The sequence below is a fragment of the Mycolicibacterium vinylchloridicum genome (assembly GCF_013404075.1).
Taxonomy (GTDB): domain Bacteria; phylum Actinomycetota; class Actinomycetes; order Mycobacteriales; family Mycobacteriaceae; genus Mycobacterium; species Mycobacterium vinylchloridicum.
Window position 1 is genome coordinate 254,728 of record NZ_JACBJQ010000002.1, and the last position, 20,148, is coordinate 274,875.

The following is a 20,148-nucleotide window of genomic DNA, read 5'->3' on the forward strand; positions in this document are numbered from 1 at the left end:
CGGCTGCCACTCCCCCGACGGCAATTGCCGCAGTCAGCGAGTCGCCGCCGCAGCCACCGGCGCGGCGGTCAGCATCGCGGCCAACATGGTCACGATCTCGTCGCGGCTGTCCTGCCGAGGAAGACCCTCGCGGGCCTCGACCTGCCGCTCATGGTCGGCCAGTAGCGCGAACATCGTGGTGGCGACGGCGCTGACCCGATTCTCCCTGGCACTGCGCTCTTTGAGGGGAACCAGCCTGGCCAGCGCGTCGAGGATGCTCGGCCAGGCCGACTCCGCGGGGCTCTGGGGCTCCCTGTTCAGCCGGATCCGCACCACTTCGAGGAACCGGGCGTAGTGGGTGCCCTCGCTGTGGAAGAACGGTCCGACCAGGATCCGCAGTACCGCGTGGGCGTCGGCCATCTGCTCGTCGGACATGCGGTCCAGCAGGGCCTGTCGCTCGACTTCCATCGGGACCAGGCGGCGGGCCACCACGGCGTCGATGAGGTCTTGCCGGGTGCGGAAGTAATAGTTGACCGCCGAGTTGTTGCGTTGCCCGGCCGCCTTGGCAATGTCGCGCAGTGGCACCTCGAAGCCGTGTTCGGCGATCAGCCGCTCGGCGGCGTCGAGCAGCTCTTCTCGAGCTCGAGCGCCGCGGTCCACGGCGACAATTCTAGATGGACGCTAGGCAGATTTAAGCACTCGTGCTTAAATTGGTGCTGGGTGCCCCGCAGTCCAGAGCGAAAAGGATGCGCCACATGACCGATATCCGGGAGATCGACCCCGGCACGCCGATGACTCGCTTCGCACGCGGTTGGCACTGCCTGGGCCTGGCCGACGATTTCCGTGACGGCAAGCCGCACGGCATCGAAGCGTTCGGCAGCAAGCTCGTGGTCTACGCCGATTCCAGCGGCGACATCCAGGTGCTCGACGGCTACTGCCGGCATCTGGGCGCCGACCTGGCGATGGGCACGATCAAGGGCGACAACCTGGCCTGCGCGTTCCACGACTGGCGCTGGAACGGCGCGACCGGACGCTGCGTCGAAATCCCCTACGCCCGCCGGGTTCCCAAACTCGCGCGGACCCGCAAGTGGCAGACCATCGAGGTCAACGGACAGCTGCTGGTGTGGCACGACCCCGAAAGGGGTGAGCCGACACCGGAACTCACGCCGCCGACGATCGAGGGGTACGACGAGGGGCAGTGGTCGAAGTGGGCGTGGAACTCGATGATCATCGAGGGGGCGCACTGCCGCGAGATCGTCGACAACAACGTCGACATGGCCCACTTCTTCTACATCCACTACGCCTACCCCACTTACTTCAAGAACGTCTTCGAAGGCCACACCGCCAGCCAGTTCATGGAATCCAAAGGCCGCCAAGACTTCACCGAGCATCCCGAGCGCTTGTGGGAGGGCACCAAGCTGCGCTCCGAGGCCACCTACTTCGGGCCGTCGTACATGATCAACTGGTTGCACAACGACCTCGGACCGGATTTCACCGTGGAGTCGGTGCTGATCAACTGCCACTACCCGATCAGCCAGAACTCGTTCATGCTGCAGTTCGGCGTCTCGGTGCAGAATATGCCCGGATTGTCAGAGGAGAAGGCGGCCAAGCTCGCCCAATCGTATTCGAAGATCTACGAAGTCGGCTTCCTGCAGGACGTCGAGATCTGGAAGCACAAAACGCGGATCGAAAACCCGCTGCTGTGCGAGGAAGACGGCGCGTTGTACCAGTACCGGCGTTGGTACGAACAGTTCTACGTCGACGTCGCCGACGTCACCCCGGATATGACCAACCGGTTCGAGCTGGAGGTCGACACCACGCACGCCTACGACATCTGGCAGCGTGAGGTGGACGAAAACCTCCAAAAACGAGCTGCTGCAAGCATATCCGGCTCGGCCGGATAGACGCTGAAGCGGGCTAGCGGGTCAGGCCGCGTTGCGCGGCCGGCCGAGCGGAAGGTGGACGACGGTGGCCACCTGAGTGGGCAGCGCTTCGCTGCGGGCCAGTAGTTCGGCGCTCTCCGGGAGCTCGCGCGGATTGAGCTCGCCGTCGGCAATGCGCTGTAGGACTTCGTGGGCGCGGGCCAGTTGGTGCCGCTTGCGGTACTGACCCCCGGGCAGCTTCACGCCGGCCCACACGCCGTACTCCTCGCCACCTTCGACCGCGGCCCGCGCGCACGCGCGTTGCTGGGCCAGCGGGCACCGGCGCAGGCAGATCGTCCTGGCGCGGGTGGCGGATTGCTCGTAGACGCGGGCCTTGGCCGCGCCGTCACTGGCGTCGTCGTCTGCGTAGCCGAACCAGAGATCAGGCTCGAGCGAGCAAGGGCGGTGGTTCATCGGGGCCTCCTTGGCGGGATTCAATGACGAAAGCGTATATCCGACGAGGGGCGATCGCAAGAGAAACGTAGAAGAAAACGTATAAACAGGCGATGCTGTGTACGCTCCGTATATGGCTGGGAGCCGTTGGTGAGTCGCGAGGCGGCAGGCGCAGCCATCCGGACATTGCGTGAGGCTCGGGACTGGTCACTGGCCGATCTGGCCGCGAACACCGGCGTCAGCATCATGGGCTTGAGTTTTCTCGAGCGCGGCGCCCGCAAGCCCCACAAAGGCACTGTTCAGAAGGTTGAAAACGGGCTCGGACTGCCGCCGGGGACGTACTCAAGGCTCGTCGTCTCCGACGATCCGAACGCCGAAATCGCCCAGATCCTGGCCACCGCGCCGACCGAGTCAGCCCGGCCACGAGCCGCGGCCGGCATCGTCGTCAACCGCCACAGCGATGCCGATGTCCTCGAAGCGCACGCCGAGGCGCACCTGGAATCGCTGAACTCGTTGATAGCCCGGCTGCCAGCGGAGACGTCAAACGAATATGAAACGTATATTCAATCCGTGATCGAGCAATGCGTGAAGGCGGAACTGCTGGCCGCCAACTCGTGGCGCGTCGCAGTCAACGCCGGCGCCGAATCAGCGGACCGCCTGATGACCCACCTGAAATCGCTGGAAGCAATCCGCACCGGTCTGCTGGCCCGAATGCCCGGCAGCATCAGCGCCCGCTTCGACCAGGCGTGCGCGCGCTCGGATCTCCCGGAATCGGTGATCGCGACAATGCTCGGCGTCGGGGTCGAGCAGATCTGGGACATCCGCAATCGCGGGGCCATTCCACCCGGCGCGCTGCCGCGGGTCCGGGCATTCGTCGAGGATCAATCGTGACCGCCTCCGACCTCGACATTCTGAGCCGTGCTCACGCACTGTTCAGTGGGCTGCGCGAAATGCCGGTGCTGGAAACGACTTCCGCGCCGTCGCCGGTTCAGAACGACGGGCTGCCCGCGACGTACCGCCAGGCCGCCGGGCGGCACAGCGAGGATCTCGGAGCCGCTCGCCGCGTCGACGCCGAGCTGTCGGCGATCCTGGCCCGTGCCCAGCGTGATCACCGCGACGCGCACGGGCAGACTCTCGCGGTGCTCGACGCCGCCCGTGCCGATGCCGCTTCGGCTCCAGACAATCCGGTGGCCCAGCGCGAGCTGATGCGCCGGCGGGCCGCGCGGTTGCGGGCTCAGCACGCACACGTTCTCGCCGCCCGCCGGCGGGCGCGGCGACGGCTGGCACTGTTGCGTGCGTTGCGGTATCGCCGAGGTCGCCGACGGGTACCGGCGCCGAATTCGCGCGCGGCTCTCGCAGTGCGGGCCGCGTTGTCCCGGTTGGGCTGCCCCTACGTGTGGGGCGCCACCGGACCGGATCGTTTCGACTGCTCAGGCCTGGTGCAGTGGGCTTATGCGCAGGCCGGTGTGCATCTGGATCGCACCACCTACGACCAGATCAACGACGGCGTGCCGGTGTCGCGGTCGCAGGTACGGCCCGGCGATCTGGTGTTCCCGCACGCGGGACATGTCCAGATGGCGATCGGCAACGGCATGGTCGTGGAAGCCCCGAACGCCGGGGCCAACGTGCAGATCAGCCGGATGGGCGACCAAGTCGCCATCCGCCGACCCGCGTAGTGAGTTGTTCGCCGAATTTCCGCTGAGTACCGTCGACGCATGACCGAGTCCGCGGGAGCGTTGGGGGTGGCGTCCGCCCGGGCTCTGCTCGCCACCCGCGATCGTGAACTCGCCGAGGCCGACGCCGAACTCGCCGGGGTCGTCGCGAGTGCACACGCTTGCGCAGCGGAGGCCATTCGCAAGCTCGACGCCGTCCGCGCCGAGATCGACGCCGCCGTCGCTGCGCGCACCATAACGGCACCGTCCGAAGGGCGTGAGTTCGCCCGGTTCCTGCTCGCCAAGCAACAAGAGATCAGCGACATCCTGACGACAGCACGCGCCGATGCCGACGCGAAAGTGGCTGTACTACAGCAACTTCTGGGCCGATACCGGGCGCCGTCCACATCGCCGTGACGAGGTGAATTGTCGGGCGTTGGACTGACTGGATACAGTCGCCGGCATGAAAGGGCACCGGTGGCAAGCTACCAAGACTTGCTCGACGCGATAGCGCGCGTCGGCGCCGCCACCGGCGACACCCGGGCGTGGATGGCCGGGCTGTCCGACGCGGATCTCGCGACCGTCACCAGCCCGGTCACTGTCATCTCGACGAACGCAATCGACAACGTGGTGGCCAAGATTCGCGCTCAGCACCGTCAGGCGTTCGATCCGGCGCCGAGCCCGGGAGTGGGGGAGGGGCGTGCGGCCGAGGCCATTCGCACCGCAGAAACCTCTCTGGCCCTGCAGAATTCGGTGAGCGCACAGCTCGACCTGCAGGTCATCACCGCGGTGCTCAACGCGCACACCACACACGCCGCCGGCGCCGCGGCGCTCGACGCCCTGCAAGACGATATCGAGACGGCCGTCGCCACCCGCACCGATCTCGACACCCCGGCCGGCGCACGCGCGTTCCAGCGCTTTTTGATCGGGAAGCTCCGCGATATCAAGGACGTGGTGGAAACCGCGGGCCTGGACGACACATCGAAGGCCTCGCTGGCCGCCGCCCTGGCATCGCTGTACGGGGGTGCCACCCCGGACACCACCGACGAACAAGTCGCCGGCCCGAAGCCGGTCGCGCCGCCCGCCCAGGCGCGACCGCCCGCGATCGCCGCTGCGGCCGATGTCGGGTTCGACCCTCTCGACGATGCGCTGCTGTCCGACGATCTCGACGCACTGCCGCCGGACCCGAGTTCGGGCGGCCAACCCATGCCCGCACCCGTGATCCCGCCGATGGCCGCGATGCCCCCACCCGGCAGCAGTCCGCTGCCGGGCCCGGCGCCGGCGCCGCCGACGGCCGACAACCCGACACCGCCACGGCTACCCACCGGTGACGACCTGTTCGACGACCCGCTGCTCGACGAACCTCTCGACGAGATCGGGGAAGAGCCGGACGTCGAAGACAAGGATGGCCGCGCGGAGGCGGAGCCCACCGCCCTGACCTCGGCGGATTCGACGGTCGTGCACTTACCCAACGGAGAAACCGTGACCGCGCCGAGTCCCCGGCTGGCCGCCGCGATCACCGCCGCGGTCGCCGGCACACCCATCCCCGAGGCGTTCCGGCAGCAGGGCATCACGATTCCGGCGCCCGGCAGCGCGGTACCGCACCCCGTCGAGTCCACCCGGCTCATCCCCGGCGATATCGGGATGCTGACCGATCGGCACGCGCTGGCGCTGGGCAACGGTAAAGCCGTGTTCAACAATCAGATCCAACCCATTGCCAGCGTCACCGGGCCGAGCTTCCTAGGGTGGGAGCATCCGCCGGAACCGGGCACCGCTACGACGACACCGAACACAGACCAACCGACACCGACCCGGCCCGCGGTAACGGCCGACCCGCCGATAGGAGAGTGATATGGCCGAGCGCATCCACGTGGTGCCCGACGAACTGCGCAGGGCGGCGCGCGACCACCAGGACACCGCCGAGCAGCTCAGCACGGTCCCGTCCCGGCACGGCGACATCCTGGCCAGCCTCGACTCGCTCGGCCCTATCTTCGGCGAGCTCCGCGACGCCGGGCGTGAACTTCTGGACCAGCGCCGGGCGTGCTACGAGCAGCAGGCGGCTGCCCATGCCGCGCTCGCGACCAACCTGCGGCACGCCGCCGACATCTGGGAGCACCAGGACACTGCCGCCGCCGCCGAGCTCGGCCGCATCACCGAGGACGGTCCATGACCGCACCGGATCCGGAGTTCGACGCAGTTCATCCCAGCGGGCACATCCTGTTCCGGTCGTGCCGGGGCGGATACCTGCACAGCGTGACGCTGGCCGAACCGGCACTGGACGCCGATGCGCAGACCTTGGCGCAGGCGATCCTGCTGACCGCCGACGTGTCGTATCTCAAGGCGTTGATGCAGGTTCGCGCCGAAATCGTGGCCGCCGGCCACACGCCGTCGGATGACATCGCCGGCAGCCGCGAGCTCAAGCTCGCCTCCGAGGCGCTGGCGCACCACCGGCTGCGGCCCGAAAGCGCCTGACTACCGATCCCCGGTGGATTCGGGCGCGATGACCTCCGGTGGTGCAACAGGATTGGTGCCGAACAACTCCCGCGCCCGCTGAAGCAGGGCGCGCACCTCGTCGAGTTGCTGCTGAAGCAGCGAGTCACCCATGGCCGCTACGCTATCCGCACCGCGAGGCGGGCACAATTCACCCAGCCGTGCCGGATGGGCACAATTCAGCTTCGAGTGCGCGGGATTTCAGCGTTGATGTGGTCGAGCACTGCGGTGTAGCGGCCGGCTTCCCGGTGCGCTCCGGGCTTGCCGCTGCTGATCAGTCCGACCGACAGTTGCCGGTCCGGATCCGCCCACACCACGACGTTGGTCAGCCCGGTGTGGCCGAAGGCGCCGGGTGCGTTGCGCCCGAACGGCCCAAACCGCGTGGAGCCCAGCATGTACCCGGTGCCCCAGCGGATCGGTGCCAGCCCGGTGGCGACATCCGGGCGCAGGCGCCGGGCCGGTGCCACCGCCGCTCGCAGCGTGTCTTCCCGCATGATCCGGACCCCGTCGAGTTCGCCACCGCGGCGCAGGATTTCGGCAAACCGGGACAATTCGTCCGCCGTCGAGACGGTGCTGGACGACGGGATGACGCCGGTGAGGAAGAGCGGCGTGTTGGAGAACGGGATGATCTGCGCAGGCGTACCGCCGACGGCGGTGCGGAACGCAGCCGCCAGCGGAGCCGGCAGCGGTTTGCCTGTCACATGGCTGGGCGCGACGAGGGGCACATCCTGTTCGGCCACACCGTAATTCGTCCACCGGAATTCGAGCGGATCGAGGATCTGCTGGGCCAGGATGTCGCGGATGTTGCGGCCGGTGGCTGCCGAGACGATCTCGCGGACCAGCGGTCCCCAGGTCAGGCCGTGGTAGATGTGCATCAACCCGGGTCGGTGGATGGGCTTGAGTTCAGCGAGTTTCTCGCGGGCGTAATCGCTTTCGTTCATCCGCTTGAGATTCGGGCGCGGGCCCGTCGCGAACGGCACCCCGGCGCTATGGGTGATGACGTGCCGGATGGTGGTGCGGTCCTTGCCGTGGCTGGTGTAGTTCGGCAGGTAGTCGCAGACCCGGTCGTCGAGTGAGAAGTGGCCCTGCTCGACGAGCATGTGCACCACCGTCGTGCTGATCGCCTTGGCAGCGGAGTACACGCAGAACGGGGTGGCAACGGTGACGGGCAGTTTCTCGGCGTCGTCGGGGTCGGCGGGTCCGTTGCCCCAGCCGTGGCCGATCGCGCGGTTGAGCACCACTTTTCCGTTGTGCCGCAGGCACAGCTGAATGGCCGGGTGCATACCCGCGGCGTACCAGTGCCGCACCGACTGCCAGATCCGCTCGGCGGTGACCGCCGAGAAGTCGCCATGGTCTTCGGCGCCGACATCGGTGACGGCATCGAGGTCGGTCGGGACGCGGATGCGTCCCTCGCGCGCGGGGGAGTAGTTCACCCGAGCTGCCTGCGCAGCGTCGCGGCGAGATGGTGGGTGAGGGGCACGCCGACCGCGGCCATCGAGACGCTATAGGTCAGCCGGTCTCCGTCCAGGCGGAATGAACGGCTCAGGGCAGTAACGCTTTTCGCGGAGCCGGTCAGCCCGATCGACGTCGACGCCACCTCTATGGTCAGACCGTGGCGCTCGACGGACAGCGTGCCCTCGTCGATCTCGGTGACCCCGGTGGGGTGCGCCACGACCAGTTCGATCCGCCCGGGCGAAGGCACCCGCAGATAGCCGGTCTCGGCGTGCAGGGGCCGCCCGTCGTCGCTGGCGCGGGTCCGCTGCGAATAGGTCAGGAACGGTTTGCCGACATGGCCGAGGGTGATCTCCTCGCGGTAGCCGAACGAGTCGATGGTCGGGTACTCGCCGGCGCCGGCGCCGGCCCAGGTGCCCAGCAGGGGAGCGAGGACCGCGACGTCGGGATGTAGCTCGGGCACTAGCCCAGGGTACGACTCCCGCGGATCACAGCGGTCCGACGAGCTCGACCCAGTTGCCGTCCGGGTCGGCGACGAACATCCATCCCATGCCGGGGACGGGCGCGAACTCGGCCAGTTCCTGCGCGATTTCGTACCCCGCGGCCTTCACCTGCTCGGCGGCCTTGGTCGTGCTGGCCACCACAACGGTGTAGTAGCGGATACCGGCCGCGGCGGGTCCGCCGCCCGGCGTCGCGGGTGCGGCCGGGGGCTCGTCGAGAGTGATCAGCTTGAGCACGTTGTCACCGATCGCGTAACGCTTCATGGTGCCGCCGGGGAAGTCGAGGTCGCCGGTGAAGGGCAGGCCGAGGAAGTTCTCGTAGAACTCGACCATGGCATCGAGGTTGGTGGTCACCAAACCGACTTCGATGTTCTTTGCGAGTAGATCGATGGCCATGGGGCTCCTCCGCGCTGAGTTGGCTGACGACCGAAGAGTAATCGGTCAGATCGGTCCGGCGAGTTCGACCCAGTTGCCGTCGGGGTCGGCGACGAAGAAATAGCCGATCCCCGGCATCGCGGCGAATTCGACGAGCGGTTCGGTGATCTCGTAGCCGGCGGCTTGCACCTGCTCGGCGGCGTCTGTGACGTTTGCGACCACCAGGGACAGGTAACGCACCCCGGTCTGCGCCCGCCCGCCGCCAGGCGTGAGCTGCGCGGGCGGCGGCTGGTCGTAGGTGACCAGCTTGAGGGTGTTGTCGCCGATCAGGTAGCGCTTCATCGTGCCGCCGGGGAAATCGAGGTCGAGCTGGAACGGCAGTCCGAGGAAGTTCTCGTAGAACTCGACCATCGGTTCCAGGTTGGTGGTGACCAGACCGATTTCGACACTGGGGGCGAGCAGCTCGATGGCCATGGTGGCCAAGACTATCGGCGCACGGTCGACCGGTTAGGGCTTTGTCCCGATGGTGATGAGGTCCCAGACGCCCTTGGTCCACAGCGGCCGGTCCACCCGGCGCTGGTCGACGAGAGTGAAGCCGGCATCGGTGAACAGGGTGCGCATCTCTTGCGCCGACGGGTTGTGCGCGGCGCTGGACGGGGAGTTGGTCAGCCGCCCCAGCAGCGGCAGCTGGGGCGGGCTGATCGTCGCGACCGCCGCCAGACCGCCCGGTGCCAGCACCCGGTGGAACTCGCGCATGGCCGCCGGCTGGTCGAAAAAGTGGAACGCCGACGTCGAGACGACGGCATCGAGGACCCCGTCGTCGAAGGGCAGTTGTTCGGCCGGACCCTTGCGCCAGTCCACCCGCGGTGAGCGCGCCTCGGCCTGCCGCAGCATGCCATCGGACATGTCCACGCCGTATACCTCGTCCGGCTCGAGTTCCTCGGCGATACGTGCCGCGAGAATGCCTGTGCCACATGCGATATCAGCGATCTTGCGGGCACCGTGCGCCCGCAGCTCGTCGATCACCTCGTCCTGGGCGGGACGGTAGACCCACTGCTGAAGGCCGGGGTGATCGTAGAGCGGTGCGGCGATGGTCCAGAACCGCGTCACGAGATCGTTGAGATTGCGACCGTGTGTGGCCATTGGCTGCCCGCTTCCGATTGAACTGACCGATATCGGCCAGTCTAGGAACCGGCGCCGGGACTACTTGGGCAGCGGGGCAAGCTGCAGGTGGGTGTGTGGCCCGCGGGCCAGCGCGGCTGTCGCCGAGACGATGTTGCTCTCGGTCTTGAACTGCCCGTCGGGATCGCAGACGCGCAGCGCCCGGGTGACTTCTGGGCCGGGGACCAGCACCCAGTCGATTCCGCGCTGCGAGCAGCGCGCAGCGATGGTGTGCAGCGTCGAGTAGCCGTCGGTTCCGAAGAAGCTCAGCCGCGACAGATCCAGGACCAGCTGGTCGTAGCTCGGCAGGAGCGCGTCGACATAGTCGAGCAGTTCGCCGGAGTTTGATGCATCGATCTCGCCGACGGCGGCGACGAGCACGGTGGTTGCGCTGAGCTCTCTGGCCCGGAACAGCCCCCGATCCGTGCGGTCACGACCCAACCGGGTCAGAGCCAGGGGTGCCGCGGCGGTGGCTACAGACATCGCGCCTCACTTCGTCGATTTTTGGTTCTGCAGTGCTGACGGAGTGCAAAGCTGAAGTTCGAGTCGAGACTTCGCTGCGAGAGTTCTATGGCCCTCGCGCATTGGCATCTCCGGGCGGCTGTGAACTCAACCTGGTGGAAATCTACTACGGATTTCGTTGCGCGACCATTAATTGTTTCTAAGACCTATACCTGCACTTCAAGCCCGATCCACTTGTCCCGGAAATGGGACGCGGCCGTGCAGATATGGCAAATATTTACGTCACTAACAATTGAATCCGCAGCCAACTCTCGGACCACCCGGAAGACAGTTTTGAAATTGTGTCTACCGGTGGCGCGTGACCAGGATTACTCTGACTCACGGCGTATCTGGGGGCAGGAGCGCAGCGACCCGGGGAGATTAGCCCGTCGAGGAGGACACATGTACGACCTGACGATCACTGGTGGCACTGTCGTAGACGGCACCGGCGACAAGCCTTTCCGAGCCGATATCGGCATCAAGGACGGCAAGATCGTCGAGGTCCGCCGCCGCGGCGGCGACGACAGCGGGTTGCAGGGCGAGTCCGCCGAGACGATCGACGCCACCGGCAAGGTGGTCACCCCCGGTTTCGTCGACATCCACACTCACTACGACGGGCAGATCAGCTGGGACGGTCTGCTCGAGCCGAGCAGCCAGCACGGTGTGACGACCGTCGTCAGCGGCAACTGCGGCGTGGGCTTCGCGCCCGTGCAGCCGGGTCGCGAGCAATGGCTCATCGAGCTGATGGAGGGTGTCGAGGACATCCCGGGCACGGCACTGACCGAAGGCATCAAATGGGGCTGGGAGAGTTTCCCGGAGTACCTCGACGCCGTCGAAAAGCAGTCGCTCGCAGTCGATTTCGGAACCCAGATCGCCCACGGCGCGGTCCGCGGGTACGCGATGGGCGACCGCGGCGCCCGCAACGAGGCCGCCACTGCCGATGACATCGCCGCCATGGCGCGCATCGTCCAGGAAGCGATCGAAGCGGGAGCGCTGGGCTTTTCGACGTCGCGGACCGAGGCCCACCGCGCCATTGACGGCGAACCGGTACCCGGCACGTATGCCGCCGAGGACGAGCTGTTCGCGCTGGGCCGGGCCATGGCCCGTGGCGGACAGGCCGTCTTCGAGGTGGCGCCCGCGGGAACCGCGGGGGAAAGCCTCGACGGCCCCATGCGTGAACTCGACTGGATGGTCCGGCTCGCGGCCGAGATCGACCGGCCGCTGTCATTCGCGATGGTGCAGACGCAGTCAGCCCCGGATCTGTGGAAAAAGCAGCTCGACGTCGCCGGGCACGCGCTGGACGACGGAATCCGTGTGCACCCCCAATTTGCCGCCCGTCCGTTCGGAATGTTGTTCGGGTTCTCCGGCTATCACGCCTTCACCCACCGGCCCACATTCCGGAAGTTGAAGGCGGAACTGAATCCGCAGGAGCTGCGCGCCCGGCTCGCGGATCCGGCGGTGCGGGCCGCGATCTTGGCCGACATCGACCTGCCGCCGCAGCCACTTCCGCTGTTCGACGCGCTCTACGCGATGATCCAGCACAGCGCCGACGGCATCTACGCCATCGGTGACCCGCCGGACTACGAGCCGACCCCGGACAAGACCGTCGGTGCGATCGCGCGAGCCCGCGGCGAGGATCCGCTGGCCACGATGTACGACCTGATGCTGGAGTCCGACGGCACGGCGATGCTGATGATGCCGTTCTTCAACTACGTCGAGGGCAACCACGACGCGATCTACGAGATGATGACGCACCGCGCGGCGGTGTCCGGGCTGTCCGACGGCGGTGCCCACTGCGGACTGATCTGTGACGCGTCGTATCCGACGTTCATGCTCACCCACTGGGCCCGGGACCGCCGGCGCGGACCGAAGTTCCCGATCGAGTACGTCGTGCGCAAGCAGACCCTCGACACCGCCACCCTGTTCGGCCTGACCGACCGGGGAGTGCTCAGCGTCGGCAAGAAGGCCGACGTCAACGTCATCGACCTCGATGCGCTGACCCTCGGCGTGCCGCTGATGGCCTACGACCTGCCGGCCGGCGGGAACCGGCTGATGCAGGGTGCGAGCGGTTATGACGCGACGGTGGTCAGCGGTGTCGTCACCCGCCGCCACGGCGGCGACACCGGGGCACGTCCGGGCAAAGTACTGCGCGGCGTGCGCTGACCGCTGTGCCGCTTGCGCGGCACAGTATCTTCGGTGGCAGAACTATGAGCACTCCCTACACACCGCAAACTCCGGCGGGAACACCGACCTGCTACCGCCATCCCGACCGGCCGACGTACGTGAGTTGCGCTCGCTGTCAGCGACCCGTCTGCCCCGAGTGCATGCGCAGCGCCGCGGTCGGCCATCAGTGCGTGGACTGTGTGGCCCAGGGTGCGCAGAGTGTGCGCCCGATCCGCACCGCCGCCGGTGGGGTCAGCCGCTCCGGCCAGCCGCTGGTCACCTACGGGCTGATCGCCATCAACGTGGTGATGTTCGTGCTACAGATGATGTCGAAGAATCTGGAACGCGAACTCGTGCTGTGGGCGCCCGGCGTTGCCGGCGGCGAGTACTACCGCCTGGTGACGTCGGCGTTCATGCACTACGGCGCACTGCATCTGCTGTTCAACATGTGGGCGCTGTACGTGATCGGACCCCCGCTGGAGTCCTGGCTGGGCCGGCTGCGATTCGGTGCGCTCTACGCGCTCAGTGCGCTGGGCGGATCGGTACTGGTGTACTGGCTTGCCCCGATCGGCGCCGCAACGGCGGGAGCCTCCGGGGCGATCTTCGGCCTGTTCGGTGCGACGTTCGTGCTGGCGAAGCACCTCAGGCTGGACATGCGCTGGCTCGTTGCGATCATCGTGGCCAACCTGATCCTGACGTTCACTGTGCCGTCGATCAGTTGGCAGGGCCATATTGGCGGCCTGGTCACCGGCGCGCTGATTGCCGCGGTCTTCGTCTACGCCCCGCGAGAGCGCCGCAACCTGGTGCAGGGCGGGGTCTGTGCGGCCGTGCTGGTGGTGTTCGCGCTGCTGATCTACTGGCGCACAGCAGAGTTGGTCGGTCAGTACGGACAGCTGATCACCGGCTGAGCCAGCCCTACAGCCGGGTCAGCCAGAACGGGTAGGTGAACGTGCCGCCGGGGGCTCCGTCACAACCGGCGTCGAATGACGACTGCATCGTGCCCGACAGCGTCTTGGCATCCCAGGTGAAGACGTCGCGGGTCGGGATGACCGGGCCGTAGTAGATGTCGCCGCAGCGCAGGCCGTCGGGATTGTCGACGGTCATCGTGTACTGCCCGTTGTTCAGCGTCGCAATGCCGTACCAGGGATAGGCCTTGGCGATCGGCATCGGGTTGGCCGAGACGCGCACGCAGGTCGGGTTGAACACGATCTCGCCGGGGCAGGGGTTGGCCGCCCAGGCCCACGTGTGAAAGTCGCGGCGGTCCGGGATGATGAAGTTGTAGTTGCCTGGCCACAATTCCGCGGAAGCGGGCGGAGCCAATGTCACCGCCGCCGCCGCGAGCGCAACGCCTATCGCCAACGTCCGCACGGGCGGGCTCCCTTCGTCCGGGTCATCGAGGTACTCCGACCAAAAATCTAAGCGGTGTGGTCACCTGAATCGAGCGGAATCTGCAATGTCATCCGTTGACCAGTAGCACGTCGAGGGTGCGCGGGCCGTGTACGCCTTCGACCCGGTTGAGTTCGATATCGCTGGTGGCGCTCGGTCCGGAGATGAAGGTCAGCGGGTGGCTCGGGTCGAGCGCGGCGAATGCCTGGGGCACGGTGTCGACGATCTGGTCGGTGAAGACCACACAGATGTGGTGGTCGGGGACGAGGGTGAGCGCGCGCCGACCTTGCGTCGGGCCGGCGTTGAGCACGATCGTGCCGGTGACGGCGATGCCCAGCGCGCAGCCGGTGACGACGGCGTCGGCCTGGTCGAGTTCGGTTACCGGCAACGGGTTTTCGGGATCGTCGGTGACTGTACGGATTCCATGGACCCAGTGCCGGGGCAGGCCGGCCGGGACTGCGACCCTGGCGCCCGGATCGATCAGCGGGGCGATGGTGGCCGCGATCGCGTCGTCGTCGCCGACGCGCAGCACGCGTGCCCGGTATTCGGCCACCCGTTCAGCGAAGCGCTCGGGGTCGCCGGGCCCGCGTGCGGGTGCGCGGTCGTAGTCGCGGGGCACATGAAGGGGCGCCGGCGGGGCGGCAGCCAGCGCCCCGCGGATCCGGTCCAGGACGATGCGCCGAGTCTCAGTCATCGGGATGCCTCGCCGTGGGTGCGCGCCCACCACTGCCGAAATGTCTCCGCGGGCGGGGCCGGGACGTCGCGGCTGGTGGTCCAGCGCGAGGCGGGCCAGGGCAGCGCGGTGATCCGGTGGTCGGCGCCGGCCGCCAGCCGGCCGATCGACAGCAGTTTCTCGGCGGCGCCGAACCTGCCCGGCGTGGCCATCGCCCACGCGGCTGCCCGCATCGCCAGGTCCTGGCCCCATGCCCGGTGCGCGTCCACCTGGGCGGCGCGCAGGTGCACCAGAATCGCTGGGATGTCGATGCGTACCGGGCAGGCATCGAAGCACGCGCCGCACAGCGACGAGGCATACGGCAGTGAGGCGTTGGGGTCGTCGTGCCCGTGCGTCCCGGTCAGCTGCGGGCTCAGGATCGCGCCGATCGGGCCCGGGTAGGTGGAGCCGTAGGCGTGCCCGCCGGTGCGTTCGTACACCGGACACACGTTGAGGCAGGCGCTGCACCGAATGCAGTGCAGCGCAGCGCGGCCGACCGGATCGCCGAGTACGGCGGTGCGGCCGTTGTCCAGGAGCACCAGATGGAATTCCTGCGGGCCGTCGCCGGGGTGCACGCCGGTCCACATCGAGGTGTACGGGTTCATCCGTTCGGCGGTCGACGAGCGCGGCAGCAGCTGCATGAACACCTCGAGATCGGTGAATCGCGGCACCACTTTCTCGATGCCCATCACCGTGATCAACGTCTGCGGCAGCGTCACACACATCCGGCCGTTGCCTTCGGATTCGACGACGGCCAGGGTGCCGGTTTCGGCGATACCGAAGTTGGCGCCGCTGACTGCGACCCTGGCGGAGAGGAACTTTCGGCGCAGGTGGGCGCGGGCCGCCATGGCCAGCACCCGCGGCTCGTCGGTCAGTTCGCCGGCGCCGGGCATCTCGCGGGCGAAGATCTCGCGAATCTCGGCCCGGTTGCGGTGGATGGCCGGCACCAGAATGTGGCTTCCGGTGTCGTGGCCGAGTTGGACGATCAGTTCGGCCAGATCGGTCTCGATCGCCGCGATGCCCTCGGCCGCCAGATGCTCGTTGAGGCCGATCTCCTGGGTGGCCATCGACTTGACCTTGACCACCTCGTCCGCGCCGGCGCCCCGGATCAAACCGGCAACGATCCGATTGGCCTCACCCGCGTCGCGCGCCCAGTGCACCACCCCGCCGCGGGCGGTCACATTGGCTTCCAGCTCTTCGAGCAACTCCGGGAGCCGGGCCATCACATCGGCTTTGAGTGCGCTGCCCGCGGCGCGCAGCTGCTCCCAGTCCGCGCATTCAGCCACTGCGGCAAGGCGTTTGGTGCGGATCGTGCGGGTGGCATGCCCGACATTGCGGCGCATCTGGGCGTTGGCCAGTTCGCGTCGTGCCGCCTCTGGAAACGATTGGCTGCCACGCAGATTGCCGGTGCCCGGGGATGGATCCGACATCAGCGTGCCTCGGTCGAGGCGAGGATCTCGGCCAGGTGCACGGTGCGTACCGCCGAGCGCAGGCGGCTCAGCCCGCCGCCGATGTGCATCAGGCACGAACTGTCCCCGGCGGTGCACACTTCCGCGCGCGAGGCGATCACCGCCGACATCTTGTCGGCCAGCATCGCCGTGGAGGTGTCGGCGTTCTTGATCGCGAACGTGCCGCCGAATCCGCAACACGTTTCGGCCTCGACCAGCTCCACCAACGTCAGCCCCCGCACCCGGCGCAGCAATTGCAGCGGTTTGTCCCCGACCCGCAGCAGTCGCAGCGAATGGCAGGTGGGGTGATAGGTGACCCGGTGCGGGTAGTAGGCGCCGACATCGGTCACGCCGAGTACGTCCACAAGCAGTTCGGACAGCTCGTAGGTGCGGGCCGCGATCAGCTCCGCGCGCTGGGCGAGCACGTCGTCGCCGGCGCGGCGGGCCACCATCGCATGCTGGTGGCGCACCGAGCCGACACACGAGCCCGACGGTGCCACGACCACGTCGCAACCGCTGTCTTCGAAGACGTCCACGTGGTGGCGCACCAACTCGGTGGCCTGCCCGAGATAGCCGGTGTTGACGTGCATCTGGCCGCAGCAGGTCTGCCCGGGCGGGAAGACCACGTGGTGGCCCAGCCGCTCCAGCAGCTCGACGGTCGCGATAGCGGCAGCAGGGAACATCGCGTCGGCCAAACAGGTCGCGAACAGGGCTATGCGCATCGGCTCTACCGTACGTCGGCACAGCATCCTGACAGCTACCATTGGCCTCCACGTCGCCGGGGATCGACGCCGGGCGGACCGATCAAAAGGACTGACCTGTGAGCACAGACTTCGCAGTGCCGGTGCACTCGGCGGCGAGTAAAGCCCGAACCGGGGTGATCGTCGGTGCCCTCGGAGTGGTGTTCGGCGATATCGGTACCAGCCCGATCTACACCGTCCAGACCCTGTTCAACCCCGGCGACCCGCACCCCGTGCCGATCAGTCGCGCCAACGTCTACGGGGTGGTGTCGCTGATCTTCTGGTCGGTGATGATCATCGTCACGCTGACCTACGTCACGCTGGTCATGCGCGCCGACAACGAGGGTGAGGGCGGCGTCATGGCCCTCATCACCCTGGTGCGCCGGCTGGGCCGCCGGTCCAGCCCGCGCGTCATCAGCGCCCTATCGGCGCTCGGAATCCTGGGTGCTGCACTATTTTTCGGTGACAGTATGATCACACCCGCCATCTCGGTGCTCTCGGCGGTGGAAGGCCTGAAAGTCGTCGACCCCTCGCTGTCGGAACTGGTGGTGCCGATCACGGCCGTCATCATCGTCGGCCTGTTCGCCGTGCAGCGCCGCGGGACCGCCGCGGTCGGGAAATTCTTCGGCCCGGTGATGATCGTCTGGTTCGTGGTGATCGGCGCCTGCGGAGTGCGCGGCATCATCGGCCACCCGCAGATCCTCAAGGCGCTGTCCCCGACGTACGCACTGGAATTCATCTTCAGCCACTTCCACATCGCATTCTTCGCGCTTGCCGCCGTCGTCCTGTCGGTCACCGGCGCCGAGGCCCTTTACGCCGACATGGGCCACTTCGGCCGCAAGGCGATCACCTGGGGATGGCTCGGCCTGGTACTGCCCGCGCTGGTGCTCAATTACCTCGGTCAGGGCGCCCTGCTGCTCGGCAACCAGAGCGTGGTGAACGCCCCGTTCTTCCTGCTGGTGCCGGCCGGCTGGGAACTGCCGATGGCAATCCTGGCCATGGCGGCGACGGTGATCGCCTCCCAGGCGGTCATCACGGGCGCCTACTCGGTGGCCTCGCAGGCAGCCCAACTCGGATACCTGCCCCGGCTGCGGATCGCGCACACCTCGGCATCGTCGATCGGCCAGATCTATGTGCCCTGGATCAACGGCATGCTGATGGTGGCCGTACTGATCCTGGTGTTCGCCTTCCGCAGTTCGGCGGCGCTGGGTTACGCCTACGGAATGGCGGTCACCGGCACGATCACGATCACCACCCTGCTGTTCCTGTACATCGCGCACACCCGCTGGCGCTGGCCGTTGTGGATGGTGATCATCGGCGGGGGAGCGCTGCTGACCGTGGATCTGATGTTCCTGGCCGCCAACCTGACCAAGCTCGTCCACGGGGCGTGGCTGCCGCTGCTGATCGGGCTGGTGACCTTCACGGTGCTGATCACCTGGCAGCGGGGCAGCGCGGTCGTGTCCGCGGCGCGCAACAAGGCCGAGGGGCCACTACTGCCCTTCATCGAGGAGATCAACACCCACAAACCGCCGTATCCCCGCGTCCCCGGGACGGCGATTTTCCTCAACCGGGAGAACGAGACGGCACCGTTGTCGATGCGGGCCAATGTCGACCATAACCACGTCGTGCATGAGCGGGTGCTCATCCTGTCGATCGTCGTGCCACCGCTGCCGCGCGTGCCCGACGAGGAACGCATCACCGTCGACGATCTCGGCGACCCCGATGACGGCATCTACTATGTGGCAGCCCAATTCGGTTATATGGAGCGCCCGGATGTTCCGGCCGCACTGCGGATGGTGGACCCGGAGCGGATCGGCGGCCCGGTCGACTGCGCCAACCTGTCGTACTTCCTGTCCAAGATCGAGTTGATTCCGGGGGACCAACCGACGATGGCGCCGTGGCGCAAGCGGATCTTCATCGCGACGTCGTTCATGGCTGCCGACTCAGTCGGGTATTTCGGGCTACCGGGTGACCAGACGATCCTGATCGGATCGCGAATCCAGGTCTAAGGTGAGGCCATGACCGACTCCACGACATGTGCGATCGTCGGCGGCGGCCCCGCCGGCATGGTGCTCGGATTGCTATTGGCCAGAGCCGGTGTCGAGGTCACGGTGCTGGAGAAGCACGGTGACTTCCTGCGTGATTTCCGCGGTGACACAGTGCATCCCACGACGCTGCGACTGCTCGACGAACTCGGTTTGGGCCAGCGGTTCGCGATGTTGTCGCACAGCAAGGTCGATCACGCGGAATTCCCCATCGACGGGCACCAGGTGACGATGGTCGACTTCCGCCGGTTGCGCACGCCGCATCCGTATGTGGCGATGGTGCCGCAGTGGGATCTGCTGAACCTGCTCGCCGAGGCGGGCCAGGCCGAGCCGACGTACAGCCTACGGATGTGTCACGAGGTGACCGGGCTGCTGCGCAGCGGCGGGCGGGTGTGCGGCGTGCGGTACACCTCCCCGGACGGGGACGGCGAGCTGCGGGCGGACCTCACGGTGGCGTGTGACGGACGGTCGTCCATCGTGCGGCAGAGCGCCGGTCTGACCGCGCGGGAATTCCCGGTGCCGTTCGATGTGTGGTGGTTCCGGCTCCCGCGCGAAGCCGACGGCCAGTACACGCTGATTCCGCGGACCGGCCCGGGCCGGATGCTGATCATGATTCCGAGGGAAGGTTACTTCCAGATCGGCTACCTGATTCCGAAGGGCACCGATCAACAGCTTCGGGCGCGCGGCCTCGATGCCCTCAAAGCCGAACTCGCCGAACTGATTCCGGAAGCCGATACCGACAGCCTCACCTCACTCGACGACGTGAAATTCCTCGACGTGCGGCTGAACCGGCTGGAACGTTGGCACTCCGACGGCCTGTTGTGCATCGGCGACGCCGCGCACGCCATGTCCCCGGTCGGCGGCGTCGGCATCAACGTCGCCGTCCAGGATGCCGTGGGCGCCGCGACGCTGTTGGCCGGCCCGCTGCGCCGCGGCCTCGTCTCCGATCGCGACCTGGCAGCAGTGCGCAGGCGCCGACTGCCCCCAGCCGCGATCACCCAGGCGATGCAGCGGGTGCTGCACCGTCAGCTGGTGGCGCCGATCCTGCGCGGGGAGATCGCGAATCCGCCGGCAGCGGCAACGAAGTTGATCCAGCGATGGCCGGTGCTCTCGGTGATTCCGGCCTATCTGGTCGGGGTGGGCGTGCGGCCAGAGCACGCGCCGGACTTCGCCCGGCGCTAGCCCGAATTCGCCGAGCGTGCGGTTTCGTACGCGACACGCCGTCGGCG

The 20,148-nt window shown here is 67.4% G+C and carries 24 protein-coding genes; 11 read left to right on the top strand and 13 right to left on the bottom strand.

The window, feature by feature from the left end; genetic code table 11:
- Window positions 1–33 precede the first annotated feature (33 nt).
- Window positions 34–639 (bottom strand): TetR/AcrR family transcriptional regulator, encoded by a 606-nt coding sequence (locus tag HPC46_RS03125; RefSeq protein WP_179466738.1) that lies wholly within the window; start codon window positions 637–639, stop codon window positions 34–36.
- A gap of 95 nt (window positions 640–734) precedes the next feature.
- Here HPC46_RS03125 and HPC46_RS03130 point away from each other — a divergent pair, with 95 nt between their 5' ends.
- Window positions 735–1,883, top strand: a complete 1,149-nt coding sequence (locus tag HPC46_RS03130) for a 3-ketosteroid-9-alpha-monooxygenase, oxygenase component (RefSeq protein WP_179466739.1) — start codon at window positions 735–737, stop codon at window positions 1,881–1,883.
- Between the two features lie 21 nt (window positions 1,884–1,904).
- On the opposite strand, the gene HPC46_RS03135 is transcribed toward HPC46_RS03130, so the two are convergent.
- Window positions 1,905–2,315: a WhiB family transcriptional regulator gene (locus HPC46_RS03135; protein ID WP_179466740.1), complete on the bottom strand. Its 411-nt coding sequence runs from the start codon at window positions 2,313–2,315 to the stop codon at window positions 1,905–1,907.
- Window positions 2,316–2,444: 129 nt separating this feature from the next.
- Here HPC46_RS03135 and HPC46_RS03140 point away from each other — a divergent pair, with 129 nt between their 5' ends.
- The 6 genes from HPC46_RS03140 to HPC46_RS03165 are packed head-to-tail and all read left to right on the top strand — an operon-like array spanning window position 2,445 to window position 6,418.
- Complete coding sequence (locus HPC46_RS03140; protein ID WP_179466741.1) at window positions 2,445–3,185, top strand: helix-turn-helix domain-containing protein; 741 nt, start codon at window positions 2,445–2,447, stop codon at window positions 3,183–3,185.
- A complete protein-coding gene (locus HPC46_RS03145; RefSeq protein ID WP_179466742.1) occupies window positions 3,182–3,970 on the top strand; it encodes a C40 family peptidase in 789 nt (262 codons plus the stop codon). Before HPC46_RS03140 ends, HPC46_RS03145 begins: the two co-directional genes overlap by 4 nt.
- 39 nt (window positions 3,971–4,009) lie before the next feature.
- Window positions 4,010–4,363 (top strand): DUF4226 domain-containing protein, encoded by a 354-nt coding sequence (locus HPC46_RS03150; RefSeq protein WP_179466743.1) that lies wholly within the window; start codon window positions 4,010–4,012, stop codon window positions 4,361–4,363.
- A 60-nt stretch (window positions 4,364–4,423) separates the two neighbouring features.
- Window positions 4,424–5,797 (top strand): DUF4226 domain-containing protein, encoded by a 1,374-nt coding sequence (locus HPC46_RS03155; protein WP_179466744.1) that lies wholly within the window; start codon window positions 4,424–4,426, stop codon window positions 5,795–5,797.
- A gap of 1 nt (window position 5,798) precedes the next feature.
- Window positions 5,799–6,116: an ESX-1 secretion-associated protein gene (locus tag HPC46_RS03160; protein ID WP_179466745.1), complete on the top strand. Its 318-nt coding sequence runs from the start codon at window positions 5,799–5,801 to the stop codon at window positions 6,114–6,116.
- The gene (locus HPC46_RS03165; protein WP_179466746.1) at window positions 6,113–6,418 is read left to right on the top strand and encodes a DUF2694 family protein; all 306 of its coding nucleotides are present in this window, start codon (window positions 6,113–6,115) and stop codon (window positions 6,416–6,418) included. The genes HPC46_RS03160 and HPC46_RS03165 overlap by 4 nt, the downstream gene beginning before the upstream one ends.
- Here the strand turns inward: HPC46_RS03165 and HPC46_RS35470 are convergent, their stop codons facing one another.
- From HPC46_RS35470 to HPC46_RS03195, 7 genes are all read right to left on the bottom strand, one after another.
- Window positions 6,419–6,550 carry a hypothetical protein gene (locus HPC46_RS35470; protein ID WP_267909802.1) on the bottom strand — a complete coding sequence of 44 codons (132 nt, stop codon included), beginning with the start codon at window positions 6,548–6,550 and terminating at the stop codon, window positions 6,419–6,421.
- Between the two features lie 65 nt (window positions 6,551–6,615).
- Window positions 6,616–7,869 carry a lipase LipE gene (gene lipE / locus HPC46_RS03170; protein WP_179466747.1) on the bottom strand — a complete coding sequence of 418 codons (1,254 nt, stop codon included), beginning with the start codon at window positions 7,867–7,869 and terminating at the stop codon, window positions 6,616–6,618.
- Complete coding sequence (locus HPC46_RS03175) at window positions 7,866–8,351, bottom strand: peroxynitrite isomerase (RefSeq protein ID WP_179466748.1); 486 nt, start codon at window positions 8,349–8,351, stop codon at window positions 7,866–7,868. Before HPC46_RS03175 ends, lipE begins: the two co-directional genes overlap by 4 nt.
- Before the next feature lie 25 nt (window positions 8,352–8,376).
- Window positions 8,377–8,784 (bottom strand): VOC family protein, encoded by a 408-nt coding sequence (locus HPC46_RS03180; protein ID WP_179466749.1) that lies wholly within the window; start codon window positions 8,782–8,784, stop codon window positions 8,377–8,379.
- Between the two features lie 45 nt (window positions 8,785–8,829).
- Window positions 8,830–9,237 carry a VOC family protein gene (locus HPC46_RS03185; RefSeq protein WP_179466750.1) on the bottom strand — a complete coding sequence of 136 codons (408 nt, stop codon included), beginning with the start codon at window positions 9,235–9,237 and terminating at the stop codon, window positions 8,830–8,832.
- Window positions 9,238–9,270: 33 nt separating this feature from the next.
- The gene (locus HPC46_RS03190) at window positions 9,271–9,906 is read right to left on the bottom strand and encodes a class I SAM-dependent methyltransferase (protein WP_179466751.1); all 636 of its coding nucleotides are present in this window, start codon (window positions 9,904–9,906) and stop codon (window positions 9,271–9,273) included.
- Window positions 9,907–9,966: 60 nt separating this feature from the next.
- Window positions 9,967–10,407: an STAS domain-containing protein gene (locus tag HPC46_RS03195; RefSeq protein ID WP_179466752.1), complete on the bottom strand. Its 441-nt coding sequence runs from the start codon at window positions 10,405–10,407 to the stop codon at window positions 9,967–9,969.
- Between the two features lie 420 nt (window positions 10,408–10,827).
- Here HPC46_RS03195 and HPC46_RS03200 point away from each other — a divergent pair, with 420 nt between their 5' ends.
- On the top strand, window positions 10,828–12,588 hold the full coding sequence (locus HPC46_RS03200) for an N-acyl-D-amino-acid deacylase family protein (RefSeq protein ID WP_179466753.1): 1,761 nt from the start codon (window positions 10,828–10,830) through the stop codon (window positions 12,586–12,588).
- A 44-nt stretch (window positions 12,589–12,632) separates the two neighbouring features.
- A complete protein-coding gene (locus tag HPC46_RS03205; protein ID WP_179466754.1) occupies window positions 12,633–13,496 on the top strand; it encodes a rhomboid family intramembrane serine protease in 864 nt (287 codons plus the stop codon).
- Window positions 13,497–13,503: 7 nt separating this feature from the next.
- On the opposite strand, the gene HPC46_RS03210 is transcribed toward HPC46_RS03205, so the two are convergent.
- From HPC46_RS03210 to HPC46_RS03225, 4 genes are all read right to left on the bottom strand, one after another.
- Window positions 13,504–13,956, bottom strand: a complete 453-nt coding sequence (locus HPC46_RS03210) for a hypothetical protein (RefSeq protein ID WP_179466755.1) — start codon at window positions 13,954–13,956, stop codon at window positions 13,504–13,506.
- Window positions 13,957–14,044: 88 nt separating this feature from the next.
- Entirely contained in the window at window positions 14,045–14,668 is a 624-nt protein-coding gene (locus tag HPC46_RS03215; RefSeq protein ID WP_179466756.1) for a LutC/YkgG family protein, read from the bottom strand.
- Window positions 14,665–16,116 (bottom strand): lactate utilization protein B, encoded by a 1,452-nt coding sequence (locus HPC46_RS03220; protein WP_179466757.1) that lies wholly within the window; start codon window positions 16,114–16,116, stop codon window positions 14,665–14,667. The genes HPC46_RS03215 and HPC46_RS03220 overlap by 4 nt, the downstream gene beginning before the upstream one ends.
- Window positions 16,116–16,856, bottom strand: a complete 741-nt coding sequence (locus HPC46_RS03225; protein WP_179466758.1) for a (Fe-S)-binding protein — start codon at window positions 16,854–16,856, stop codon at window positions 16,116–16,118. Before HPC46_RS03225 ends, HPC46_RS03220 begins: the two co-directional genes overlap by 1 nt.
- 98 nt (window positions 16,857–16,954) lie before the next feature.
- Here HPC46_RS03225 and HPC46_RS03230 point away from each other — a divergent pair, with 98 nt between their 5' ends.
- Both HPC46_RS03230 and HPC46_RS03235 read left to right on the top strand, forming a co-directional pair.
- On the top strand, window positions 16,955–18,883 hold the full coding sequence (locus HPC46_RS03230; protein WP_179466759.1) for a potassium transporter Kup: 1,929 nt from the start codon (window positions 16,955–16,957) through the stop codon (window positions 18,881–18,883).
- Between the two features lie 9 nt (window positions 18,884–18,892).
- Window positions 18,893–20,101: an FAD-dependent oxidoreductase gene (locus HPC46_RS03235; RefSeq protein WP_179466760.1), complete on the top strand. Its 1,209-nt coding sequence runs from the start codon at window positions 18,893–18,895 to the stop codon at window positions 20,099–20,101.
- Window positions 20,102–20,148: the final 47 nt, after the last annotated feature.

Bases quoted from the DNA above. Each gene is read 5' to 3' on its own strand.
- HPC46_RS03225 (WP_179466758.1), bottom strand. From the start codon at position 16,856: ATGCGCATAGCCCTGTTCGCGACCTGTTTGGCCGACGCGATGTTCCCT.
- HPC46_RS03160 (WP_179466745.1), top strand. From the start codon at position 5,799: ATGGCCGAGCGCATCCACGTGGTGCCCGACGAACTGCGCAGGGCGGCG.
- HPC46_RS03195 (WP_179466752.1), bottom strand. From the start codon at position 10,407: ATGTCTGTAGCCACCGCCGCGGCACCCCTGGCTCTGACCCGGTTGGGT.
- HPC46_RS03165 (WP_179466746.1), top strand. From the start codon at position 6,113: ATGACCGCACCGGATCCGGAGTTCGACGCAGTTCATCCCAGCGGGCAC.
- HPC46_RS03185 (WP_179466750.1), bottom strand. From the start codon at position 9,237: ATGGCCATCGAGCTGCTCGCCCCCAGTGTCGAAATCGGTCTGGTCACC.
- HPC46_RS03135 (WP_179466740.1), bottom strand. From the start codon at position 2,315: ATGAACCACCGCCCTTGCTCGCTCGAGCCTGATCTCTGGTTCGGCTAC.
- HPC46_RS03215 (WP_179466756.1), bottom strand. From the start codon at position 14,668: ATGACTGAGACTCGGCGCATCGTCCTGGACCGGATCCGCGGGGCGCTG.
- HPC46_RS03235 (WP_179466760.1), top strand. From the start codon at position 18,893: ATGACCGACTCCACGACATGTGCGATCGTCGGCGGCGGCCCCGCCGGC.
- HPC46_RS03190 (WP_179466751.1), bottom strand. From the start codon at position 9,906: ATGGCCACACACGGTCGCAATCTCAACGATCTCGTGACGCGGTTCTGG.
- HPC46_RS03200 (WP_179466753.1), top strand. From the start codon at position 10,828: ATGTACGACCTGACGATCACTGGTGGCACTGTCGTAGACGGCACCGGC.
- HPC46_RS35470 (WP_267909802.1), bottom strand. From the start codon at position 6,550: ATGGGTGACTCGCTGCTTCAGCAGCAACTCGACGAGGTGCGCGCCCTG.
- HPC46_RS03180 (WP_179466749.1), bottom strand. From the start codon at position 8,784: ATGGCCATCGATCTACTCGCAAAGAACATCGAAGTCGGTTTGGTGACC.
- HPC46_RS03150 (WP_179466743.1), top strand. From the start codon at position 4,010: ATGACCGAGTCCGCGGGAGCGTTGGGGGTGGCGTCCGCCCGGGCTCTG.
- HPC46_RS03205 (WP_179466754.1), top strand. From the start codon at position 12,633: ATGAGCACTCCCTACACACCGCAAACTCCGGCGGGAACACCGACCTGC.
- HPC46_RS03130 (WP_179466739.1), top strand. From the start codon at position 735: ATGACCGATATCCGGGAGATCGACCCCGGCACGCCGATGACTCGCTTC.
- HPC46_RS03220 (WP_179466757.1), bottom strand. From the start codon at position 16,116: ATGTCGGATCCATCCCCGGGCACCGGCAATCTGCGTGGCAGCCAATCG.